This window comes from Pseudomonas sp. LG1D9, assembly GCF_002949995.1.
In the GTDB taxonomy this organism is placed as follows: Bacteria; Pseudomonadota; Gammaproteobacteria; order Pseudomonadales; family Pseudomonadaceae; genus Aquipseudomonas; species Aquipseudomonas proteolytica.
Genome location: NZ_CP026881.1, coordinates 3,577,926 through 3,600,400, shown reverse-complemented (window position 1 = coordinate 3,600,400; position 22,475 = coordinate 3,577,926). Strand labels below are relative to the sequence as shown.

Here is a 22,475-nt window from a genome sequence, read left to right as displayed (position 1 = left end):
ACCCCCAAGCCACCATGGAATTTCTGCGCAACCGTATCGAATCCCAGTTGATGAGCCTGACGGGCCTGTCCCTCGGCAATCTGGACCTGGAGAGCCCCAAGGGCGACCCAGGGCTGTTCGGGCCGGACTCGGTAAGCTGGAAGGTCCATGGTGACTTCAGCAGCATGCTGATCGGTGGCATCAGCGCCTTGATGTTGCAGGCGCTGCATCCCCTGGCGTTGGCCGGCGTGTGGGACCATTCGAATTTTCGCCAGGACATGCTCGGGCGTTTGCGCCGCACTTCGCAGTTTATTTCCGGTACCACCTTTGGCTCGCGCCGCGACGCGTCATGGCTGATCGAAAAGGTGCGCACCATCCACCTGCAAGTGGTCGGGCATGCGCCTGACGGGCGTCCTTATGCGGCCAGCGATCCCGAATTGCTCACCTGGGTCCACGTCGCCGAAGTCAGCAGCTTTCTCGCGGCGCACCTGCGCTACAAAAACCCGGATTTATCGCCCAGGGATCAAGACCGCTACTACAGCGAAATAGCCCTGATCGCCGAACAGCTGGGAGCTCGGCATGTGCCGCGCTCACGGCAGGAAATTTCGGATTATCTGCAGCGGATTCGCCCACAACTGCTGTGTGACGAACGTAGCCGTGAAGTGCTGCGCCTGCTGCTCAACGCCCCGGCACCCAGCACCCTGGCCAAGCCGTTCGGCGCGCTGATGATGCAAGCGGGCATTGATCTGCTTCCGGACTGGGCCAACGACATGCTTGGCCAACAACAAAGCCCACTGCAACGCCAACTGATCCGCACTGGGGTCAGGCGCAGCGCGCCACTGCTGCGCTGGGCGATGCGCAACGGCTCGGTGCAGCGCGCCCACAGGCGCATGGGCCTGCTGTAACGCAGCTTTGTAGGAGCGGGCTTGCCAGCGAAAATCGTCAACGCTGACGCAACACGCCTGAAGAAACGCGGGGATGTCGAGTTTTTCGCGGGCAAGCCCGCTCCTGTAAAAGCCGCGACCCACAGGAGCTGTTAAACTTGCGCGCTTAAATTCCCCAGCAAGGCGCGCTCCATGTCGTCCCTGAATCAGGCGCTGCGCGCCGCCCTCGATCACCGCCAAGACCTGTTCGCCGAGCTGCATGCCCAAGGCACCGATTGCTATCGGTTATTCCATGGCAGCCAGGAAGGCGCCGGCGGCTTGACCATCGACCGCTACGGCCCGCAATTGATGGTGCAGAGCTTTCACCAGGCGCTGGACAGCGATGCACTGCTGCAATTGCACCTGATGATCAACCAGTACCTGGGGCTTGAATTGTTGCTGGTCTATAACGACCGCTCCCGAGGCAACTCGCGTATCGACCGCGAAGACACCGTATACCGCGCCGAGCCCGCCGCCCTGGAAGACCTGGTCGGCCATGAATGGGGCCTGAACTATCGGGTGCGCGGCCGCCACTCCGGGCAGGACCCGCTGCTGTTCCTGGACCTGCGCAACACCCGCGGCTGGGTCAAGGCCCACAGTGCCGGCAAAAGCGTACTCAACCTGTTTGCGTACACCTGCGGCGTCGGCCTCAGCGCAGCGGCTGGTGGGGCCCGTGAGGTGTGCAACCTGGATTTTGCCGAGGGCAACCTGGCAGTCGGCCGCGAGAACGGCGACCTGAACCCACAATTGCCGCCCATGACGTTTGTACAGTCCGATTACTTTCCGGCCATCCGCCAACTGGCCGGGCTGCCGATCACCCAGCGTCGCGGGCAAAAACTGCCGAGCTACCCGCGCCTGGAACCACGTCAATATGACCTGGTGCTGCTCGACCCGCCGGCCTGGGCCAAGAGCGCCTTTGGGACCGTGGACCTGCTGCGTGACTACCAGAGCCTGCTCAAGCCGGCATTGCTGGCCACCGCACAAGATGGCGTGCTGATCTGCTGCAACAACCTGGCAAAAGTCAGCATGGACGACTGGCGCGAACAGGTCTTGCGCTGCGCTGAAAAGGCCGGCCGACCTGTACGCGACTGGAAAGTGATGACACCCGGCGCTGACTTTCCCTCACAAGACCAACAGCCCCCACTGAAGACCTTGATCCTGCAACTGTAGGATTGTCCTGAAAGGCTTGGCCTGGCGTAATAAAGGCGCGGTTCTTCGGAACCGCAAACCCGTGCCATACTCCAAGGCACTCCTGATTGATATAGATGGCGTCACCCATGTCCAAAGGATTGATTCGCGCCGCAGGCGCCTTGCTGACCGCCCTTGCACTCTACAGCTTGCTGGGCTTCCTGATTCTGCCCGGTATTGCGCTTCGCGTAGCCAACCAGCAGTTGGCCAACTACGCCACGGTACCGGCCCGTATCGAGCGTATCGAGCTCAACCCGTTCAGCCTGGAGCTGACCCTCTGGGGCCTGAAACTCGGTGAACCCGGCAAGGAACAAGTGGGTTTTGAGCGTCTCTACGCCAACCTGCAGATCGACAGCCTCTGGACACGCGCCCTGCACCTGGCCGATGTGCAGCTGGACAAGCCCAGGACCGAAATCCTCTTCGACAAAGCCGGCACGCTCAACCTGGCGCAACTGTTCAAAGTACCGCCGAGCGAACCAACCCCCGATGACCCCGACAGCAAACCGTTCCCGCTGCGTATCGAACGCATCAAGCTGGCCGACGGCTACGTGCACTTTGAAGACGTGCGCCCCAGCGAGCCTATCGAGTTCCTCTACGACAAACTCGACTTTGAGCTGAAAAACCTCAGCACCCTGCCCGAAGACAATGCCGACATGACCCTGGTCGCCGCCGGCCCCGAAGGCGGTCAGATCGACTGGACCGGCAATTTCAGCCTGGTACCGATCACCTCCGAAGGTAAGCTCAAGGTCACCGATGGCAAAATGAAGGTCTGGTGGCCCTACGTACGGGACGCCCTGCCGCTGGTCCTGGAAGACGGCATCCTCAACTTCAGCACCGACTACAAGCTGAACCTGGCCAAAGAAACCGAACTGAACCTGACCAACGTCTCCGCAAGCGTCGCGCCGTTCGCGATCAAGGCCCCGGATGGGCGGCCCCTGGCGCGCCTGGAACGCCTGGATGTCAGCGAAACCTCGATCGACCTGGCCAAGCAGCAAGTGATCGTTGGCAAGATCCGCAGTAACAAGCTCGAAACCTGGGCCGCCCGCGAAGCCGACGGCCAACTGGACTGGCAGAAACTGTTCGCCAGCCAGCCGAGCAAGCCGGCCACCAAGCCCGAGCCAGCCACGGCGCCCGCTACAGCCGATTCGCCGGAACCCGCCCCCACAGCACCGAGCAAGCCTTGGCAAGTACTGCTCAAGGACGTGCAACTGCGCAACTACCAGGTGCACTTGGCTGATCGCCAGGTAAAACCTGCTGTGGCACTGGAACTGGGCCCGCTGAATGTCGATGTACAAGACTTCGACAGCCTCAATCAAAGCCCCTTCACCTTGAAGATCGACAGTGGCCTGGGCAAGCAGGGCAAGCTCCAGGCGAGCGGCCAGGTCAACCTGAACCCGGTTAGCGCCAAGCTGAAAGTCGACACCAAGGACATCGACCTGCGGGTTGCCCAATCCTATATCAGCCCGTTTATCCGCCTGGAACTGCGTAGCGGCATGCTCGGCAGCAACCTGGACGTGAACCTCAAGAGTACCGAGCCCCTTGCACTGCAGATCACCGGCCGGGCGCAAGTGGATCAGTTGCACACCCTCGATACCCTCAAGACCCGCGACTTCCTCAAGTGGCAGCGCCTGGTGGTCGAAGGCTTGAACTACCAGCACGGCAACAGCCTGTCGATCGACAAGATCAACCTGCTGCAACCCTATGCACGCTTTATGATCAACGACGACCGCACCACCAACGTCGATGATCTGCTGATCCCGCAACCGGCTGACAGCGGCGCCAAATCTACCGCCAAATCCAGCGCGAGCAACGAAAAGCCTTTGGGTATCCGCATCGGCCAGATCGCGATCAACGATGGTTCGGCCAACTTTGCCGACTTCAGCCTCACGCCGAACTTCGCCACAGCGATCCAGCAGCTCAATGGCCAGATCGGTACCATCGACAGCCGCCAGGCCAAGCCGGCCAGCGTCGATATCAAGGGTAAAGTCGACCGCTATGCACCAGTGACCATCAAGGGCAGCGTGAGCCCGTTTGACCCGATGGCCGCCCTGGATATCGCCACCAGCTTCAAACGCGTCGAGCTGACTACCCTGACCCCGTATTCCGGCAAATTTGCCGGGTTCCGTATCCGTAAGGGCCGGCTCAACCTCGATCTGCACTACGTGATCACCAAAGGCCAGTTGAAGGCCGAGAACAAGGTGGTAGTGGAGCAACTGCAACTGGGCGAGAAAGTCGATAGCGCAGATGCGGTGGACCTGCCGATTCGCCTGGCGATCGCCCTGCTCAAGGACACGGACGGCAAGATCTCCATCGAATTGCCGGTGACTGGCGACTTGAATAACCCGCAATTCAGCGTGATGCCAATTGTCTGGCAAACCCTGCGCAACCTGGTGGTACGCGCGGCGACGGCGCCGTTCAAGTTCATTGGCGGGCTGGTAACCGGTGGTGGCGCGCAGGATCTGGGCAACGTGTCGTTCGCCGCAGGTTCCAGCGCACTGAGCAAGGACGCCGAGTCGGCCCTGGACAGCCTCGCCAAGGCCCTCAAGGAGCGCCCTGCGCTGCGCCTGGAGATCGAAGGCACCGCGGCAGCCAGCAGCGACGGTCCGTTCCTGGCGGCCGAGCGGCTTGAGCGCGAGTATCAGTACAACTACTACAAGATTCTCCAGCGTCGCGGCGATAAAGTCCCGGCCCAGGCGTCGTTGCTTGTAGTACCTGAAAAGGAAAAAGCCCCACTGCTCGAAGGCATCTATCGCACCCGCTTGAAGCAACAGCCACCGGCTGAGTGGAAAGATCTGGGCAGCGATGAACGCTCGGCGAAACTGCGCGACGGCGTGATCAAGTTCTGGAGCGGCAGCGACGTGCTGCTACGCCAACTGGGCCAGGACCGTGCCAGTACGATCAAGGACTATCTGGTCGACAAGGGCCAGTTGGAAGATGACCGGGTGTACTTCATCGATGCCAACCTGGGGCAGGCCGAGAAAGATGGCCGGGTTGTCACGCCAATGCACCTGGATGCCGAGTAACTACCGGCACCAGAAGTCTGAAGTGTAGGAGCTGGCTTGCCTGCGAAGGCGGCGGGTCAGCCAGCCTATTTGCCGCTGATACACCGCCATCGCAGGCAAGCCAGCTCCTACATTTGCTCTGCATAATCTGCAAACATGAATTCCAACCCACAATAAAACGGGCCCCGACACAAGTGCCGGGGCCCGTAGTGACCACATCCCTGTGGTCGGTCGCATGAACCTGTAAGGTGCATTGAGCGGATATCTGCCTCGCTCTAGGCCGCCTGGGTTCAGTCGAGTTGTTAAGCGTTACTCTGCTTTCAGGCCGTCGGCCGATACAGCTTTAACGCCTTTGATTTTCTTGGTGATATTCACCGCAGTAGTTTTCTGCGCTTCAGTCACAGCGACCGAAGAGGACAGGGAAACTACGCCCTTGTTGGTTTCGACTTTGATATCGGTACCAGGAATGCCTTTCTCGGTTACCAGGTCAGCTTTCACTTTGGTAGTGATCCAGGTGTCGGAAGTGGACTCTTTGGCGCCTGCAGCTGCGCTTTTGGTTTTGTCGATGTTGTCTGCCTTGGTAGCGCCGCCAGCCAGCAGGCCGTCAGCAGAAACCGCGGTTACACCTTTGATTTTCTTGGTAATCGCTACAGCGGTTGCTTTCTGCGAATCCGAAATGGCTACAGTCGACGACAGGGAAACCACACCTTTGTTGGTTTCAACCTTGATGTCCGAACCAGGAATGCCTTTTTCGGTCAGCAGATCAGACTTAACTTTAGTGGTGATCCAAGTATCCGAAACGCTTTCTTTTGCCTTGGTGGCTTCACCGGCCGCCAGGGTCATTGGAGCTTGGGAAGTCTGGGCAAAGGCCACGTTAGCACCCATGGCCAGGGTCAGAGCGGTAGCAGTAGCGAGAGCGAACTTCTTCATACGAGTAACTCCTGTTTTATTAAAAGTCTGCAGTGTGTGAACCTTGATGCTGCAGCGTTAACAGGAATATTGCAGGCAGTGTGCCAAGTCTAAACATTAAAATAAATCCTTATAAAACAACAAGTTAACAAAATAGGACTTTTTCGGAATCGTGCAACTTGCATGAAGACCTTCATGCCTGCATGCAAGTTGCGGCTTTTGCCCTAGGCTAAACGGCTGATTTACCGTCACTTTCCCAAAGCCATAAAAAAAGGACTCCGAAGAGTCCTCTTTTTCAGCGTGAAGCCTGGGAGTGATTAAACGCCCGAAGCCTTGGCTGCTGCTACGTCCTTGATGGACAGCTTGATACGGCCGCGGTTGTCCACGTCCAGTACCAGCACTTCCACTTCCTGGCCTTCTTTCAGAATGTCGGTCACTTTCTCAACGCGAGCGTCGCTCAGCATGGAGATGTGAACCAGGCCATCCTTGCCAGGCAGGATGTTGACGAATGCGCCGAAGTCGACGATGCGCTCAACCTTACCCACGTAGATCTTGCCGATCTCGGCTTCAGCGGTGATACCCAGTACGCGCTGACGTGCTGCTTCAGCCGCTTCCTTGGTTTCGCCGAAGATCTTGATCGAACCGTCGTCTTCGATATCGATCGAGGCCTTGGTTTCTTCACAGATCGCACGGATGGTCGCGCCGCCTTTACCGATAACGTCACGGATTTTGTCGGTGTCGATTTTCATCGCGATCATGGTCGGAGCATTTTCCGACAGCTCGGTGCGGGACTGACCAATGATCTGGTTCATCTGACCGAGGATGTTCAGGCGCGCTTCCAGGGCTTGGCCCAGGGCGATCTCCATGATCTCTTCGGTGATGCCCTTGATCTTGATGTCCATCTGCAGCGCGGTAACACCTTTGGCGGTACCGGCTACTTTGAAGTCCATGTCGCCCAGGTGGTCTTCGTCACCCAGGATGTCGGTCAGGATGGCGAACTTCTCGCCTTCTTTAACCAGGCCCATGGCGATACCGGCAACCGGCGCCTTCATCGGCACACCGGCGTCCATCAGTGCCAGGGAAGCACCGCAAACGGAAGCCATGGAGCTGGAACCGTTCGACTCGGTGATTTCCGATACAACACGGATGGTGTACGGGAACACGTCGGCGGCCGGCAGCATGGCCGAAATCGAACGACGGGCCAGGCGGCCGTGACCGATTTCGCGACGACCAGCACCGCCCATGCGACCACACTCGCCCACCGAGAACGGAGGGAAGTTGTAGTGCAGCATGAAGGGGTCTTTTTTCTCGCCTTCCAGGGTGTCCAGCAGCTGTGCGTCACGGGCAGTACCCAGGGTCGCAACAACCAGGGCCTGGGTTTCACCACGGGTGAACAGGGCCGAACCGTGAGTCTTCGGCAGAACGCCGACTTCGATGTTCAGCGGGCGCACGGTGCGGGTGTCACGGCCGTCGATACGTGGCTTGCCGTTAACGATGTTTTCGCGAACGGTGCGGTATTCGATTTCACCGAAGGCTGCTTTGACTTCGCTGGAAGAAGGCTGGCCTTCTTCGCCGGACAGCTTGGCAACGACTTGGTCCTTCAGCTCACCCAGGCGTGCGTAACGGTCGGCCTTGACAGTGATGGTGTAGGCGTCGGAGATAGCAGCGCCGAACTCGGAGCGGATAGCGCCCAGCAGTGCGGTGGCTTCTGGCTGAGGAGCCCAGGTCCAGGTTGGCTTGGCAGCTTCGGCAGCCAGTTCTTTAACGGCGTTGATCACCACCTGGAACTCGTCGTGAGCAAACAGTACGGCGCCCAGCATCTGGTCTTCGGTCAGCTCTTTGGCTTCCGATTCAACCATCAACACGGCTTCCGAAGTACCGGCAACGACCATGTCCAGGCTCGAGGCTTTCTGCTGCTCGTAAGTCGGGTTCAGCAGGTAGCCGGTGCTTTCGTGGAAAGCAACGCGAGCGGCGCCGATCGGGCCGTCGAACGGAATGCCGGAGATGGCCAGGGCCGCCGAAGTACCGATCATCGCAGCGACGTCCGGATCGGTCTTCTTGCTGGTGGAAACGACGGTGCAGACAACCTGCACTTCGTTCATGAAGCCTTCTGGGAACAGCGGACGGATCGGACGGTCGATCAGTCGGGAAGTCAGGGTTTCTTTCTCGGAAGGACGGCCTTCGCGCTTGAAGAAACCGCCAGGGATCTTACCGGCAGCGTAAGTCTTTTCCTGGTAGTGAACGGACAGAGGGAAGAAGCCTTTGCTCGGGTCAGCGGTCTTGGCGCCAACAACGGTCACCAATACGGTGACGTCGTCGTCAACGGTGACCAGCACTGCGCCGGAGGCCTGACGGGCGATACGGCCTGTCTCGAGGGTAACGGTCGACTGACCGAACTGGAATTTTTTGATTACCGGGTTCACGGTGTCCTACCTTCTTTGTGGCTCTTGGGGAACTTGTCTTCTTGCGAAATTCTTGGGCAATGTCGGGAATCGGCCCAACCCTTGTCCAGGGTAAAACGTGTATCCAGATAAAACTTGAGGCTGGGAGCCTGCCATGGGCCAGCGGGAATCCCACTGACACACGGCAAACAACCAACCTCTAGCGCAATCGCTGATTAGCGACGCAGACCCAGGCGACCGATCAGAGTCTGATAACGACCCAGATCCTTGCCTTTCAGGTAGTCCAGCAGCTTACGGCGCTGGTTTACCATGCGGATCAGACCACGACGGGAGTGGTGATCTTTACCGTTGGCCTTGAAGTGACCTTGCAGCTTGTTGATGTTGTGGGTCAGCAGTGCAACTTGCACTTCTGGCGAACCAGTGTCACCAACAGCTTGCTGATAGTCAGCTACGATTTGTGCTTTTTCTTGAACGTCGAGAGCCATGAGGCAATCCTTTTTTCAGGAAACCACCCAGAGGGCAGTTTCAACAGGCCAGGGACAAATCCCTGTATCTAAAAATGAGTAGTGACCGTGCCTGTTAACAGCCACCCTCGTCCGGTCATTCTGACCGAATCAGTCGACGCGGCGCGATGCGCCCGTCTTCGCTCACTTCACCGATACCGATAAAGCGACCGTTGTGATCTTGTACCCGCACCATGCCGAACTTCGGCGCATCCGGAGCGCGTACCGGTTGGCCGTTAAGCCAGTAGAACGCGCTGTGCTCCGAGAAGTGCAGCAATGGCCAATCCAGCAAACCGCTGTCCGATGGCATCAGGAAGCGATCAACTGCTTCGTTGCCGCCTTCGGCATGCACGGCTTCCAACTCTTCCAGCGTGACCGTCTGGGCCAGGGTGAAAGGGCCTGCCTGTGTGCGTCGCAGTTCTGCAACGTACGCGCCGCAACCGAGTTGTTCACCAATATCTTCCACCAGGGTACGGATATAGGTGCCTTTGCTGCAGTCCACGGCCAAACGGGCGGTCTCGCCTTCACAGGCGAGCAATTCCAAGCGCGCAATAGTAACAGAACGCGGTTCACGCTCCACTACTTCGCCCGCACGTGCCAGCTTGTAAAGAGGCTGGCCATCACGCTTGAGAGCCGAGTACATCGGCGGTATCTGACTGATTTGCCCACGAAAAGCGGGTAAGGCAGCCTCAATATCTGCACGACCAACGGTCACGTCGCGAACCTGCAGAACATCACCTTCGGCATCGGCCGTGGTGGTGGTCTTGCCCAGTTGCATCAGGGTTTCGTAACCCTTGTCCGAATCGAGCAGGTACTGGGAGAACTTGGTAGCCTCGCCGAAACACAATGGCAATACGCCAGTCGCCAGGGGATCAAGGCTACCGGTGTGCCCCGCCTTCTCGGCATTGAGCAGCCAGCGGACCTTCTGCAAAGCGGCATTGGAGGTAAAGCCAATGGGCTTGTCGAGCAGGATGATACCGCTGACGTTACGACGGATACGTTTGACCTGAGCCACCGCTTACTCCTTGGCGTCTTCAGGTGTGGACGGATGCTGATTGTCTTCAGCCACTGCACGTTCGATCAGGGCCGACAGATGCGCACCACGCACGACGCTTTCGTCGTAGTGGAAGTGCAACTGGGGCACGCTGCGCAGCTTCATCTCGCGGGCCAACTGCATCCGCAAAAACCCTGCGGCGGAGTTGAGCACCTTGATGCTTTGCGCGATCTCTTCACTGTTGTCCTGGCCCATCACGGTGATGAAGATCTTCGCGTGACCAACGTCACGGCTCACTTCAACAGCGGTGATGGTGACCAGGCCAACGCGCGGGTCTTTGACTTCGCGACGGATCAGTTGGGCCAGCTCGCGCTGCATCTGATCGCCGATACGTTGGGTACGGCTGTATTCTTTTGCCATGTCTTGTTACCTGTTACTGCCACACGGTGAAACCCGTGGGGTCTGAAAGCGGCAAACGCCCGGCCTGACAAAAGCCAGACCGGGCGTTGCGTTTAGAGTCCGGACACTGCGCGGGGCATTTGCATGCCCACACGCGGCGTGGCTCCTGAAGTGCGCGAGTTAGAGGCTGCGAGCAACCTGGACCTTCTCGTAAACTTCGATCTTGTCGCCAGGCTTGACGTCGTTGTAGCTCTTGACGCCGATACCGCATTCCATGCCGGCACGCACTTCGGAAGCGTCATCCTTGAAGCGGCGCAGGGATTCCAGCTCGCCTTCGAAGATAACGATGTCTTCACGCAGTACACGGATTGGACGGTTGCGGTACACAGTACCTTCGATAACCATGCAACCGGCAATCGCGCCGAACTTCGGCGAACGGAACACGTCACGAACTTCAGCGATACCCAGGATATTTTCCCGGACGTCACTGCCAAGCATGCCGGTGAGGGCCTTCTTGACGTCTTCGATGATGTCGTAGATGACGTTGTAGTAACGCATGTCCAGGCCTTCCTGCTCGACGATCTTCCGTGCGCCAGCATCGGCACGCACGTTGAAGCCGAACAGTACAGCGTTGGAAGCCAGTGCCAGGTTGGCGTCGGACTCGGTGATACCACCGACACCGCCACCGACAACACGCACTTGCACTTCGTCGTTACCCAGGCCGTTCAAGGCGCCGTTCAACGCTTCGAGGGAACCACGGACGTCAGATTTGAGGACGATGTTGAGCGTCTTCTTCTCTGCCTGGCCCATGTTCTCGAAGATGTTTTCCAGCTTGCCGGCGTGAGCACGGGCCAGTTTGACTTCGCGGAACTTGCCTTGACGGAACAGAGCCACTTCACGGGCTTTCTTCTCGTCCGACAGTACGCTCATCTCGTCGCCAGCGTCCGGGGTACCGTCCAGGCCGAGGATCTCGACAGGGATGGATGGACCCGCTTCCTTGATTGGCTTGCCGTTCTCGTCGAGCATGGCACGTACACGGCCATAGTTCGAACCGACCAGCACCATGTCGCCTTGGCGCAGGGTACCGTCTTGAACCAGAACGGTAGCAACCGGGCCACGACCTTTGTCGAGACGCGATTCAACCACAACACCACGACCCGGGGCCGATGGGGTTGCCTTGAGTTCCAGGACTTCGGCTTGCAGCAGAACAGCTTCGAGCAGTTCGTCTACGCCGGTACCGACCTTCGCCGAAACCGAAACGAACGGCGTATCACCGCCCCACTCTTCGGAAGTCACACCGTGAACCGACAGTTCGCTACGGATGCGATCAAGATCAGCGCCCGGCTTGTCGATTTTGTTCACGGCAACAACCAGTGGAACACCAGCGGCCTTGGCGTGCTGGACAGCTTCAATGGTCTGCGGCATTACGCCGTCGTCCGCTGCAACTACCAGGATCACGATGTCGGTCGCCTTGGCACCACGGGCACGCATTGCGGTAAACGCGGCGTGACCTGGGGTGTCAAGGAAGGTGACCATGCCGCGCTCGGTTTCAACGTGGTATGCACCGATGTGCTGGGTGATACCACCGGCTTCGCCGGCAGCTACCTTGGCACGACGGATATAGTCGAGCAGCGAGGTCTTACCATGGTCAACGTGGCCCATTACGGTCACGACTGGCGCACGGGAGAAGGTCTCGCCTTCAAACTTAAGGGACTCGGCCAGGGAGTCTTCCAGGGCGGTGTCGCTGACCAGGGTCACTTTGTGGCCCAGTTCTTCGGCTACCAGTTGAGCAGTTTCCTGGTCAAGCACCTGGTTGATGGTCGCTGGAGTACCCAGTTTGAACATGAACTTGATGATTTCAGCAGCCTTGACCGACATCTGATTGGCCAAATCGCCAACAGTGATGGTCTCGCCGATCTGCACATCACGCACGACAGGGCCGGTTGGGCTCTGGAAACCGTGGGCGTTGCGTTTCTTCAGCTTGGCCTTGCCGCGACCACCACGACGGAAGCCATCGCTTTCTTCGTCGGTAGTACGTGGCGCAACACGTGGAGCAGGCGCTTTCTCTTTGACCGAGGCACGATGCGGAGCGTTTTTACGCTCGCCATCGCCACCACCACTGCGACGATTGTTATCGTCGGCACGCGGCTTGTCCGGACGACGAGGTTCGTCGCGCTTGCGAGCGTCAGCAGCAGGTGCTGGCGCAGCGGCAACCGGAGCAGCCTCACGCACAGCTTCAACAGGCGCTGCAGGAGCGGCGACTGCATCAGTAGCGGATTGCGCAGCAGCAGGCTGGCGACGCGCTTCTTCTTCGGCGCGACGCTTGGCTTCTTCTTCAGCCTTCTGACGTGCAGCATTTTCTACTGCGCGACGTTCGTCCATCTCGCGTTTGCGCTCGGCTTCGATTTCTTCCGGGCTGCGCTGTACGAAGACTTTCTTCTTACGTACTTCAACGCTGATGCTCTTGCTACCAGCCACCCGCAGGGTGCTGGTTGTTTTGCGCTGCAATGTAATCTTGCGCGGTTCTTCCACTTTCGCCTTGTGGCTGCTTTTCAAGTGAGTCAGCAACGATTGCTTCTCACTGTCGCTCACATGTTCCTCGGCGGCGGTGTGCGGCAGACCTGCCTCACGCATCTGCTGCAACAGGCGCTCTACCGGTGTTTTGACCTCATCGGCCAGTTGTTTCACCGTGACTTGCGTCATGCACTTCTCTCCTCAGGCCGCGCCTAATTACTCGAACCAATGGGCTCGGGCGGCCATGATCAACTTGCCGGCACGATCATCGTCAATGCCGTCGATGTCGAGCAGGTCGTCAATAGACTGCTCGGCCAGGTCTTCGCGGGTAATTACGCCGCGCACCGCCAGTTCCATCGCCAAATCCTTGTCCATACCCTCAAGCGAGAGCAGGTCTTCGGCCGGATGGGCGTCTGCCAGCTTTTCCTCAGTAGCGATGGCTTTAGTCAACAAGCGATCCTTGGCCCGAGCGCGAAGCTCGTTGACGGTGTCTTCGTCAAAGCCGTCGATGTTGAGCATTTCCTCCACCGGTACGTAGGCAATCTCTTCCAGGCTGGTGAAGCCTTCATCTACCAGCACCTGTGCCAGATCTTCGTCGACTTCCAGCTCGTCGATGAAGTTGCGCAGGATATCGCCGGTTTCTGCTTGCTGCTTAGCCTGGATGTCCGATTCGGTCATGACGTTCAGGGTCCAACCAGTCAACTGGCTGGCCAGACGCACGTTCTGACCACCGCGACCGATGGCCTGGGCCAGATTGTCTGCGCCAACGGCGATGTCCATTGCATGGGCATCTTCGTCAACAATAATTGCCGCAACTTCGGCCGGGGACATGGCGTTGATCACGAACTGCGCTGGGTTATCGTCCCACAGCACGATATCCACGCGCTCACCGCCCAATTCTCCCGACACTGCCTGGACGCGCGAACCGCGCATACCAATGCAAGCGCCTTGCGGGTCGATGCGTTTGTCCTTGGAGCGGACCGCGATCTTGGCACGCGAACCCGGGTCGCGGGACGCAGCCATGACTTCGATCAGGCCTTCGGCAATTTCCGGCACTTCGATACGGAACAGCTCGATCAACATTTCCGGCGCAGTACGCGACAGGATCAGTTGAGGGCCGCGGTTCTCAGTGCGGATTTCCTTGAGTAGCGCGCGCAAACGCACGCCAACACGGAAGGTTTCGCGGGAAATGATGTCTTCACGGGCCAACAACGCTTCTGCGTTGTTACCCAGGTCGACGATCACGTTGTCGCGAGTTACTTTCTTCACGGTGCCGGAGATGATTTCCCCCAGGCGCTCGCGATAGGCATCAACAACTTGGGCGCGCTCGGCTTCGCGAACCTTTTGCACGATGACCTGCTTGGCAGTCTGTGCAGCGATGCGGCCGAACTCGATGGACTCGATCTTTTCCTCGACGACGTCACCAACCTGGGCACCAGGATGCGTTAACGCAACCTTGCTCGGCCAGGTTTCGATGGCCGGATCATCAAGATCGGCTTCTTCGACGACCGTCCAGCGACGGAACGTCTCATAGGCTCCGGTGTGGCGATTGATTTCCACACGCAGATCAACTTCGTCTTCAAAACGCTTTTTGGTAGCAGTGGCCAGGGCCAGCTCCAGCGCTTCAAAAATCACGTTTGCCGGTACGCCCTTTTCATTGGATACCGACTCAACAACCAGCAGTACTTCTTTGCTCATCGTACGCCTCGCCTTTCGCAAGCCATTGGATCCGCGGGATCCGCAGTTTCTGGCACGTCTCAGTCAAAACTGGGAATAATGTTGGCCTTGTCGATCATATCGATCGGCAACAGGAACTCGTGGTCTTCTACCTGCACCACTACATCCTGTTCTTCTACACCGCGCAGAAGGCCCTGAAAGTTGCGTCGCCCTTCGAAAGGAGATCGCAGCTTGATCTTCACTTGTTCACCGGCATATTTAGCAAACTGCTCAATAGTGAACAGTGGGCGTTCCATGCCTGGCGAGGAAACTTCGAGGGTGTATTCAACGGCGATCGGATCTTCAACATCCAGGACACCACTGATCTGACGGCTGACGATGGCACAATCGTCCACCAGCACGCCGCCCTCTTTATCGATATAAACGCGCAACATTGAGTGGCGACCTTGAGCCGAAAACTCAATACCCCAGCATTCATAGCCTAGGGCCACGACCACCGGGGCCAGCAAGGCCTGCAACTCTTCTAGCTTGCTCGACACCCGAACCCCCTCGTGCATGTATGTGCATGCTGTGCAAAATAAAAAAATGGGCGAAACGCCCATCCTTGAAACGCCGTCGAACAGCGGCGTTGAAAGTGTCCAGCTAACAAAAAGCCCCTTAAAAGGGGCTCCGCTAAAACTGGTTGCGGGGGCCGGATTTGAACCGACGACCTTCGGGTTATGAGCCCGACGAGCTACCAGACTGCTCCACCCCGCGACAAAGCTGGGGCGGAAGTATACGACCGATCCCTTACAGGGTCAATGTAACCTTCCACCTACAAGAAAGCCCGCAACAGCGGGCTCTCCTGATAATTGGTACCGAGAAGGGGACTCGAACCCCTACACCCTATGGGCACAACCACCTCAAGGTTGCGTGTCTACCAATTCCACCACCTCGGCAATACAGCGTTTACAACCTTCTTACTTCTGCTCTTGAGCTGGAGGCACGTCAGTCGCTGGAGTAGCCGACTTTTGCTCTTGAAGCACCGGGACATCATCAGAAGCCGGTTTTGCTTTTGGAACTTCCAACACTGCTGGATCTGGCAAACCTGCTTGAGTCAGCACATGAGCTTTCTCTTTAGCAAAGTAACCTAACCCCAGGCTGGTTATGAAGAAACCGGCGGCAAGTATAGCAGTAAACTTACTAAGAAAGGTAGAGGAACCTTGGCTTCCGAACACAGTATTTGAAGCACCTGCCCCGAAAGACGCACCAGCGTCCGCACCTTTACCCTGTTGCAGCAATACCAAGGCAACAACGCCCAGTGCACCCAACAGATGAAAAACGACTACGACTGTTTCCAGCATTTTCTCAGTTTCCCGCGGCGCGACAAATCGCACCGAACTCATCTGCATTCAGGGAAGCTCCACCAATGAGCCCCCCATCGATATCCGGCATGCCGAACAGTTCGACCGCATTGGCCGCCTTCACGCTGCCGCCGTATAGAAGCCGCACACCTTGCGCGACCTCAGAATTCTCTGCCGCCAACTGCGCGCGGATGGCTGCGTGCACATCCTGCGCCTGTTGCGGTGTAGCAGTCAGCCCGGTGCCAATGGCCCAGACCGGCTCGTAAGCAATCACTGCCTTTGCAAATGCACCAACACCCAGCTCCTCGATGATGCTGCCCAGCTGACGCGAGACAACTTCAAGAGTCTTGCCGGATTCACGCTGCTCAAGGGTCTCCCCTATGCACAACACGGGAATCAGGCCACAAGCCTGTGCCGCTGCGAACTTGCGGTTGAGTGTCCCATCACGCTCGCCCATCATTTGACGGCGCTCGGAGTGCCCAACGAGCACATAGGAACAACCTGCATCAACCAGCTGACTCGGTGCAATCTCACCAGTCAACGCACCCTGCATGGCTTCTACTGCGGAATTCTGCGCGCCGACCTGGATCGACTTGCCTTTCAAGCCATCAACCACTTGGTTGATATGCAAGCAAGGCGGGAATACCGCGATATCGACACCGCTCGGCAGTGCCAAGTGACGAAGGCCATTGACCAGCTCAGCGACACTGGCGCGGGTACCGTGCATCTTCCAGTTACCAGCTACCATAGTGCGACGCATGCTGTACCTCGTCGGTCAAAGTGGGCGCAGATGTTACCCAACCGCATCAACACTGGCAAGCCGAATTCAGGCGCAAACTTCAGTTACCAGTTTTGCCAGCTCTTCGGCATAGCCGCGAACCTGTGTTTCGTCATCGCCTTCGACCATGACACGCACCAAAGGCTCGGTCCCCGACTTGCGCAACAAGACCCGGCCACGGCCCGCCATAGCGACGGTAACACGCTCACAGGCTTCCTTGATGGCCGGGTGCTCGATAGGGTTTTCACCCCCAGAGAAACGCACATTGAGCAGCACTTGAGGACACTTGCGCAATGCTTGACGCGCCTGGGCCAGGCTTTCTTCACGGCGACGCAAGGCCAATAGCACCTGCAACGCAGCGATGATCGCATCACCGGTAGTGGTGTGCTGGAAGCACACTACGTGCCCGGAATTCTCGCCACCCACCACCCAGTTGCGCTCCAGCAGCTCGGCAATCACGTAGCGGTCGCCAACATTGGCGCGCACAAACGGGATCCCCAGATCTGCCAGGGCCAACTCCAGCCCCAGGTTACTCATCAAGGTACCGACGACGCCGCCTTGCAGCTTGTTACGCTCATGCAGGTCACGGGCAATGATGAACAGCAGGTCGTCACCGTCGACGATGGCGCCAGTGTGATCGACCATCAACACGCGGTCGCCGTCGCCATCAAAGGCAATACCCAGGTCCGCGTGCTCAGCCAATACCGCCGCCTGCAACTGCCCCATATGGGTCGAGCCGCAGTTGTCGTTGATGTTCAGGCCGTTGGGCTGAGCCGACAGCACAGTCACCTCGGCCCCCAACTCCTTGAATACGCTGGGCGCCACCTTGTAGGTCGCACCGTGGGCGCAGTCGATCACCACCTTGAGCCCGGCAAAATTGGTACTGGTGGGCACGCTGCTTTTGCAAAACTCGATATAACGACCCGAAGCGTCGTTGATCCGCGAAACCTTGCCCAGCTTGCTCGATTCGACGACGGTCATCGGCGCATCCAGCAGCTCTTCAATCATGTGCTCGATCTCGTCCGGCAGCTTGGTGCCCTGCCCCGAAAAGAACTTGATGCCATTGTCATCATGGGGATTGTGCGAAGCGCTGATCACAATCCCGGCTTCAGCGTGAAAGGTACGCGTGAGGTAAGCGATCGCCGGCGTAGGCATCGGCCCCAGCAACATCACGTCAGCCCCGGCAGCAGACAGGCCCGCCTCCAATGCAGATTCGAACATGTAACCAGAGATCCGCGTGTCCTTGCCGACCAGGATGCGACATGCCCCCATGCTGCGGAAAGCCATCCCGGCCGCCCAGCCCAGCTTGAGCATGAAATCCGGAGTGATCGGGAATTCGCCGACCCGACCACGAATACCGTCGGTGCCAAAATATTTCTTTGTCATAAGTGCTCCATCATTCTTATTCGGCTGATTCTACCGCTTCGATCATCCGCACTACGTCAACGGTCTCGGCCACATCGTGCACCCGTAGAATGCGCGCGCCCTTGGCGACGGCCAAGGCCGCCAGGGCCAGCCCGCCGTGCAGGCGCTCGCCCACGGGACGATTCAAGGCCATGCCTATCATGCTCTTGCGCGACACCCCAACCAACAGGGGACGACCAAGGGCATGCAGCGACTGCATATGTTTGAATAGGCTCAAGTTGTGCTGCAGGGTTTTGGCAAAACCAAACCCGGGGTCGAGAATGATCCGCTCAGGTGCAATTCCCACAGCGGCGCATTGGGCAATGCGATCCACCAGGAATTCCGTCACTTCTTCAACAAGGTTGTCGTAGTGCGGAGCGTCCTGCATCGTCCCGGGCTCACCGAGCATATGCATCAGACAGACCGGCAACCCAGTGGCCGCAGCAGCATCCAGCGCGCCGTCGCGCTGCAATGAGCGCACGTCGTTGATCAACCCCGCTCCGAGCCGCGCGGTTTCGCGCATGACGGCAGGGGTCGAGGTGTCTACTGAAATGATTACATCCAATTCGCGATGGATTCGCTCGACAATCGGCGCTACACGCTCCATCTCCTCCAATGGGGAGACAGCGCGCGCTCCTGGCCGGGTCGATTCGCCACCAACATCAATCAGGGTCGCGCCTGCAGCGACCATCGCTTCTGCATGGCGCAATGCCGCATCCAGCTGGCTGAAGCGGCCACCGTCGGAAAAGGAATCAGGGGTTACATTGAGAATGCCCATAACGTGAGTACGGGCCAAATCAAGAACCCGGCTGCCGCAAGGCAACCGGGTAGAGGGCGACGCAGAAGTCATCTCAAGCCTTAAAGGTCGGCAGCCGGGCCGCCGATTGGGTTTTCCGGGCGCTCGTTCTGTACTACTGGCGGTGTGCCTGAAGTACCCGAACCACCTTCCCAATCCCGAGGCTCACGAGGCGTACGGCCGGCCATGATGTCGTCAATCTGCTCGGCATCAATGGTCTCGTACTTCATCAGGGCATCAGCCATGGCGTCGAGCTTGTCGCGGTTATCGGTAAGGATCTGCTTGGCCGTGCCGTAGCACTGGTCAATGATGCTGCGCACTTCGGAGTCGATCAGTTTGGCAGTCTCACCAGAGAAGCTGGCGCTTTGACCGCCGCCGCCACGCCCCAGGAACACTTCACCTTCTTCCTCGGCATACATCAGCGGGCCAAGTTTTTCCGACAGACCCCACTTGGTGACCATATTCCGCGCAATCTGGCTGGCACGCATGATGTCGTTGGACGCGCCAGTGGTAACACCGTCGAAACCCAAGGTCATCTCTTCAGCGATACGGCCGCCGTACAGCGAACAGATCTGGCTGATCAGGGCGCGCTTGGAGAGGCTGTAGCGATCCTCTTCCGGCAGGAACATGGTGACACCCAGCGCCCGACCACGTGGAATGATCGAGACCTTGTAGACCGGGTCATGCTCAGGCACAACACGACCGACAATGGCGTGACCAGCTTCGTGATAAGCGGTGTTCTGCTTCTCTTTTTCGGACATGACCATGGATTTGCGCTCGGCACCCATCATGATCTTGTCTTTGGCCAGCTCGAATTCTTTCATCTCGACGATGCGCTTGCCGGTACGGGCAGCGAACAGCGAGGCCTCGTTCACCAGGTTGGCCAGGTCGGCACCGGAGAAACCAGGAGTACCACGGGCAATCACGCCCGGAGCCACGTCATCGCCCATTGGCACTTTGCGCATATGGACCTTGAGAATCTGCTCGCGGCCACGGATATCTGGCAAGCCAACCACGACCTGACGGTCGAAACGGCCCGGACGCAGCAGCGCAGGGTCAAGTACGTCAGGACGGTTGGTGGCGGCAATCACGATGATGCCATCGTTCATTTCAAAGCCGTCCATCTCCACCAGCAACTGGTTGAGGGTCTGCTCACGCTCGTCGTGACCACCGCCCATACCAGCACCACGATGGCGACCGACAGCGTCGATTTCATCGATGAAGATGATGCAAGGCGCGTGCTTCTTGGCCTGCTCGAACATGTCACGCACACGGCTTGCACCTACGCCGACAAACATCTCGACGAAGTCGGAACCGGAAATGGTGAAGAACGGCACCTTGGCTTCGCCGGCAATCGCCTTGGCAAGCAGGGTCTTACCGGTACCCGGAGGACCGACCATCAGTACACCGCGAGGAATACGGCCGCCCAGGCGCTGGAACTTGCCCGGATCGCGCAGGAACTCGACCAACTCACCGACTTCTTCCTTGGCTTCGTCGCAACCTGCAACGTCAGCCAGGGTAGTTTTCACCTGATCTTCAGAAAGCAGGCGCGCCTTGCTCTTGCCGAAGCTCATCGGCCCGCCCTTGCCCCCCGCGCCGCCTTGCATCTGGCGCATGAAGAACATGAACACGGCGATAATCACCAGGATCGGAAAGCTGGCTACCAGCAACTGGGTCCAGATGCTCTGCTGCTCAGGCTGCTTACCTTCGACGACGACCTTGTTATCCACCAGGTCGCCGATCAGGCCATTGTCCTGGATCGCCGGACGAATGGTCTTGAAGCTGTCGCCATCGTTGCGCTTGCCAGTGATCACGTAGCCATCAACCGCCACGCGCTCGACCTTGCCATCCTTAACTTGCTGGATGAAGTCGGAATAGTTGAGGGTCTGCGGCTCGTTAGGGCTGGAGAAGTTGTTCATCACCGTCACCAGGACAGCCGCGATGATCAACCACAGGATCAGATTCTTTGCCATATCGTTCAATTAACTACCCTCTGAAGCAAGCTCCGCTACTGGCGCGCGCTTCGCATGATATTCACCGGCCTAACTTACTACATTACCTACAACTCTGGCAGGCGCCGTCTGTAACCCTTTGTGAAACTTTGACTACACAATATTCGTAAAGCTTCATGACGAAAGCGATATAAAAAAACCTATCGCCTACCTCGAATTCCTCAAAAACGCTCTTCGCTCGCAGCGCCCTCGACACCGCGGAAGCCGCGGCACAACAGATACTGCTCCCTGGACCTGTCCCGGGAAGAGTCAGGCTTGCGCGTCTGCACCTTGTCGAACAACTTGCGAATGTTCTTGTGGTACTCGTCAAAACCTTCGCCCTGGAAGACCTTCACAAGGAAATCTCCACCTGGACGCAAAACCCGACCCGCCAAATCCAGCGCCAATTCACAAAGGAACATCGCGCGCGGCATATCAACGGCCGGTAATCCACTCATATTGGGGGCCATGTCGGAAATCACAAGGTCTACCTGTGAATTTCCTACCGCCTCAAGGATCTGCGCAAGTACGGCGTCCTCGGTGAAGTCACCGTGAACAAAGGTCACATCCGGGATGCTGTCCATTTCCAGGATGTCGGACGCGATCAGACGCCCCTGCCCACCAATCAGACGACTGGTCACCTGGGACCAACCACCTGGGGCGGCACCCAGGTCAATAACGCTCATGCCCGGACGGATCAACTTGTCCTTGTCCTGGATCTCCAGCAGCTTGTAACTGGCCCGTGAACGGTAGCCGTCCTTCTGCGCCTTTTTGACGTAAGGATCGTTGAAATGCTCTTGCAGCCACTTAAGGCTAGTTTTGGAACGGGCCACGGGCCACCTCGAAAATAAAACGGGTCGTGATTAACTGGGCGGTCCCGGACTCGCTCGGGTAAACTGGCCGCCGCTTTTTACAAGATCAGACGCAGGGGTCAGATTATGCCGCTCACTCAAGAGCAGAAGAAACAGTACAAATCCATTGGCCACCATCTGAAACCAGTTCTGATTGTGGCAGACAACGGTTTGACTGAAGGTGTGTTAGCCGAACTTGAACGCGCATTAGGCGATCACGAGCTGATCAAGATCAAGGTCAATATCCTTGATCGCGAAGCACGCCTGGCCGCCATTGCAGAACTGTGCAAGGTGGGCAAAGCGGACCTGGTTCAGGTCATCGGCAAGATGGCGCTGCTGTATCGCAAGAATTTCAGCGCCAACAAGCAACTGTCGAACGTTCATCGCTTCAAATGATTCAAGGGTCACGGGCGTGCTTCGCGCGCCCTGCCGCTCCACCCCGGCGCAGGCTGTACCACCAGCACCAAGCCAGAAAACCCTAGCACAAGATAGCTGAACAGCTGCCAGCGCAACGCTTCCGGCAGCAATATGCGCACCACGCAATACATTGCGCACGCATACAGCGCCATCAACAGCAGTTGCCCACGCATATCCCGCCACAAACTCCCCAAGCCCTCGGCCTTGATCAGCACAAGTGCCTGGAGCGTCACGCACGCGGCTGCAAAACCTACCAGCAACGCACTCAATAATCCGCCGATCTCATCGATCAGCAACGGCGCCAGGCCAATCATGCCCAGCACCGGCAATACACCCAGGTGCAACAGCCACAGGCCGCCGACCCAGAGCATCTGGGTCAACTGCCAAAGCATGGCGCCCGCTCGA

At 58.2% G+C, this 22,475-nt stretch carries 19 protein-coding genes and 2 tRNA genes; 4 read left to right on the top strand and 17 right to left on the bottom strand.

Annotated features, from left to right (window positions below):
- Positions 1-14 precede the first annotated feature (14 nt).
- The 3 genes from C5F71_RS16840 to C5F71_RS16830 all read left to right on the top strand — a co-directional run bounded on the left by C5F71_RS16840 (position 15) and on the right by C5F71_RS16830 (position 5,113).
- Positions 15-884 carry an oxygenase MpaB family protein gene (locus C5F71_RS16840; RefSeq protein ID WP_029298961.1) on the top strand — a complete coding sequence of 290 codons (870 nt, stop codon included), beginning with the start codon at positions 15-17 and terminating at the stop codon, positions 882-884.
- 171 nt (positions 885-1,055) lie between these two features.
- Entirely contained in the window at positions 1,056-2,072 is a 1,017-nt protein-coding gene (locus C5F71_RS16835) for a class I SAM-dependent rRNA methyltransferase (RefSeq protein WP_070994374.1), read from the top strand.
- Positions 2,073-2,179: 107 nt separating this feature from the next.
- Entirely contained in the window at positions 2,180-5,113 is a 2,934-nt protein-coding gene (locus tag C5F71_RS16830) for a DUF748 domain-containing protein (RefSeq protein ID WP_104911565.1), read from the top strand.
- A gap of 288 nt (positions 5,114-5,401) precedes the next feature.
- Here C5F71_RS16830 and C5F71_RS16825 read toward each other — a convergent pair whose 3' ends face one another.
- From C5F71_RS16825 to rlmE, 16 genes are all read right to left on the bottom strand, one after another.
- Positions 5,402-6,022: a BON domain-containing protein gene (locus C5F71_RS16825; RefSeq protein WP_029298967.1), complete on the bottom strand. Its 621-nt coding sequence runs from the start codon at positions 6,020-6,022 to the stop codon at positions 5,402-5,404.
- 296 nt (positions 6,023-6,318) lie between these two features.
- The gene (pnp, locus tag C5F71_RS16820; RefSeq protein ID WP_029298969.1) at positions 6,319-8,424 is read right to left on the bottom strand and encodes a polyribonucleotide nucleotidyltransferase; all 2,106 of its coding nucleotides are present in this window, start codon (positions 8,422-8,424) and stop codon (positions 6,319-6,321) included.
- 194 nt (positions 8,425-8,618) lie between these two features.
- Complete coding sequence (gene rpsO / locus C5F71_RS16815) at positions 8,619-8,888, bottom strand: 30S ribosomal protein S15 (protein ID WP_003177875.1); 270 nt, start codon at positions 8,886-8,888, stop codon at positions 8,619-8,621.
- Between the two features lie 115 nt (positions 8,889-9,003).
- Positions 9,004-9,921 (bottom strand): tRNA pseudouridine(55) synthase TruB, encoded by a 918-nt coding sequence (truB, locus tag C5F71_RS16810; protein WP_104911564.1) that lies wholly within the window; start codon positions 9,919-9,921, stop codon positions 9,004-9,006.
- Between the two features lie 3 nt (positions 9,922-9,924).
- The gene (rbfA, locus tag C5F71_RS16805; RefSeq protein ID WP_029298974.1) at positions 9,925-10,320 is read right to left on the bottom strand and encodes a 30S ribosome-binding factor RbfA; all 396 of its coding nucleotides are present in this window, start codon (positions 10,318-10,320) and stop codon (positions 9,925-9,927) included.
- Between the two features lie 159 nt (positions 10,321-10,479).
- Positions 10,480-13,002 carry a translation initiation factor IF-2 gene (gene infB / locus C5F71_RS16800; protein ID WP_029298975.1) on the bottom strand — a complete coding sequence of 841 codons (2,523 nt, stop codon included), beginning with the start codon at positions 13,000-13,002 and terminating at the stop codon, positions 10,480-10,482.
- A gap of 27 nt (positions 13,003-13,029) precedes the next feature.
- Positions 13,030-14,511, bottom strand: a complete 1,482-nt coding sequence (gene nusA, locus C5F71_RS16795; RefSeq protein ID WP_029298976.1) for a transcription termination factor NusA — start codon at positions 14,509-14,511, stop codon at positions 13,030-13,032.
- 59 nt (positions 14,512-14,570) lie between these two features.
- A complete protein-coding gene (gene rimP / locus C5F71_RS16790) occupies positions 14,571-15,029 on the bottom strand; it encodes a ribosome maturation factor RimP (RefSeq protein WP_032867412.1) in 459 nt (152 codons plus the stop codon).
- 140 nt (positions 15,030-15,169) lie between these two features.
- Positions 15,170-15,246, bottom strand: a tRNA-Met gene (locus C5F71_RS16785).
- Positions 15,247-15,342: 96 nt separating this feature from the next.
- Positions 15,343-15,428 (bottom strand) — tRNA-Leu (locus C5F71_RS16780).
- A 21-nt stretch (positions 15,429-15,449) separates the two neighbouring features.
- The gene (secG, locus tag C5F71_RS16775; RefSeq protein ID WP_029298979.1) at positions 15,450-15,833 is read right to left on the bottom strand and encodes a preprotein translocase subunit SecG; all 384 of its coding nucleotides are present in this window, start codon (positions 15,831-15,833) and stop codon (positions 15,450-15,452) included.
- A gap of 4 nt (positions 15,834-15,837) precedes the next feature.
- Positions 15,838-16,593, bottom strand: a complete 756-nt coding sequence (gene tpiA / locus C5F71_RS16770) for a triose-phosphate isomerase (RefSeq protein ID WP_070994377.1) — start codon at positions 16,591-16,593, stop codon at positions 15,838-15,840.
- Positions 16,594-16,659: 66 nt separating this feature from the next.
- A complete protein-coding gene (glmM, locus tag C5F71_RS16765; RefSeq protein ID WP_029298983.1) occupies positions 16,660-17,997 on the bottom strand; it encodes a phosphoglucosamine mutase in 1,338 nt (445 codons plus the stop codon).
- A 16-nt stretch (positions 17,998-18,013) separates the two neighbouring features.
- A complete protein-coding gene (folP, locus tag C5F71_RS16760; protein ID WP_029298986.1) occupies positions 18,014-18,865 on the bottom strand; it encodes a dihydropteroate synthase in 852 nt (283 codons plus the stop codon).
- An 8-nt stretch (positions 18,866-18,873) separates the two neighbouring features.
- Positions 18,874-20,784, bottom strand: a complete 1,911-nt coding sequence (ftsH, locus tag C5F71_RS16755; RefSeq protein WP_029298988.1) for an ATP-dependent zinc metalloprotease FtsH — start codon at positions 20,782-20,784, stop codon at positions 18,874-18,876.
- A 200-nt stretch (positions 20,785-20,984) separates the two neighbouring features.
- Positions 20,985-21,635, bottom strand: a complete 651-nt coding sequence (gene rlmE, locus C5F71_RS16750) for a 23S rRNA (uridine(2552)-2'-O)-methyltransferase RlmE (protein ID WP_029298990.1) — start codon at positions 21,633-21,635, stop codon at positions 20,985-20,987.
- Positions 21,636-21,740: 105 nt separating this feature from the next.
- On the opposite strand from rlmE, the gene C5F71_RS16745 reads away from it, so the two are divergent.
- Positions 21,741-22,049, top strand: a complete 309-nt coding sequence (locus tag C5F71_RS16745) for a YhbY family RNA-binding protein (protein ID WP_029298992.1) — start codon at positions 21,741-21,743, stop codon at positions 22,047-22,049.
- A gap of 8 nt (positions 22,050-22,057) precedes the next feature.
- Here C5F71_RS16745 and C5F71_RS16740 read toward each other — a convergent pair whose 3' ends face one another.
- Positions 22,058-22,462, bottom strand: a complete 405-nt coding sequence (locus C5F71_RS16740) for a hypothetical protein (RefSeq protein ID WP_029298994.1) — start codon at positions 22,460-22,462, stop codon at positions 22,058-22,060.
- Positions 22,463-22,475: the final 13 nt, after the last annotated feature.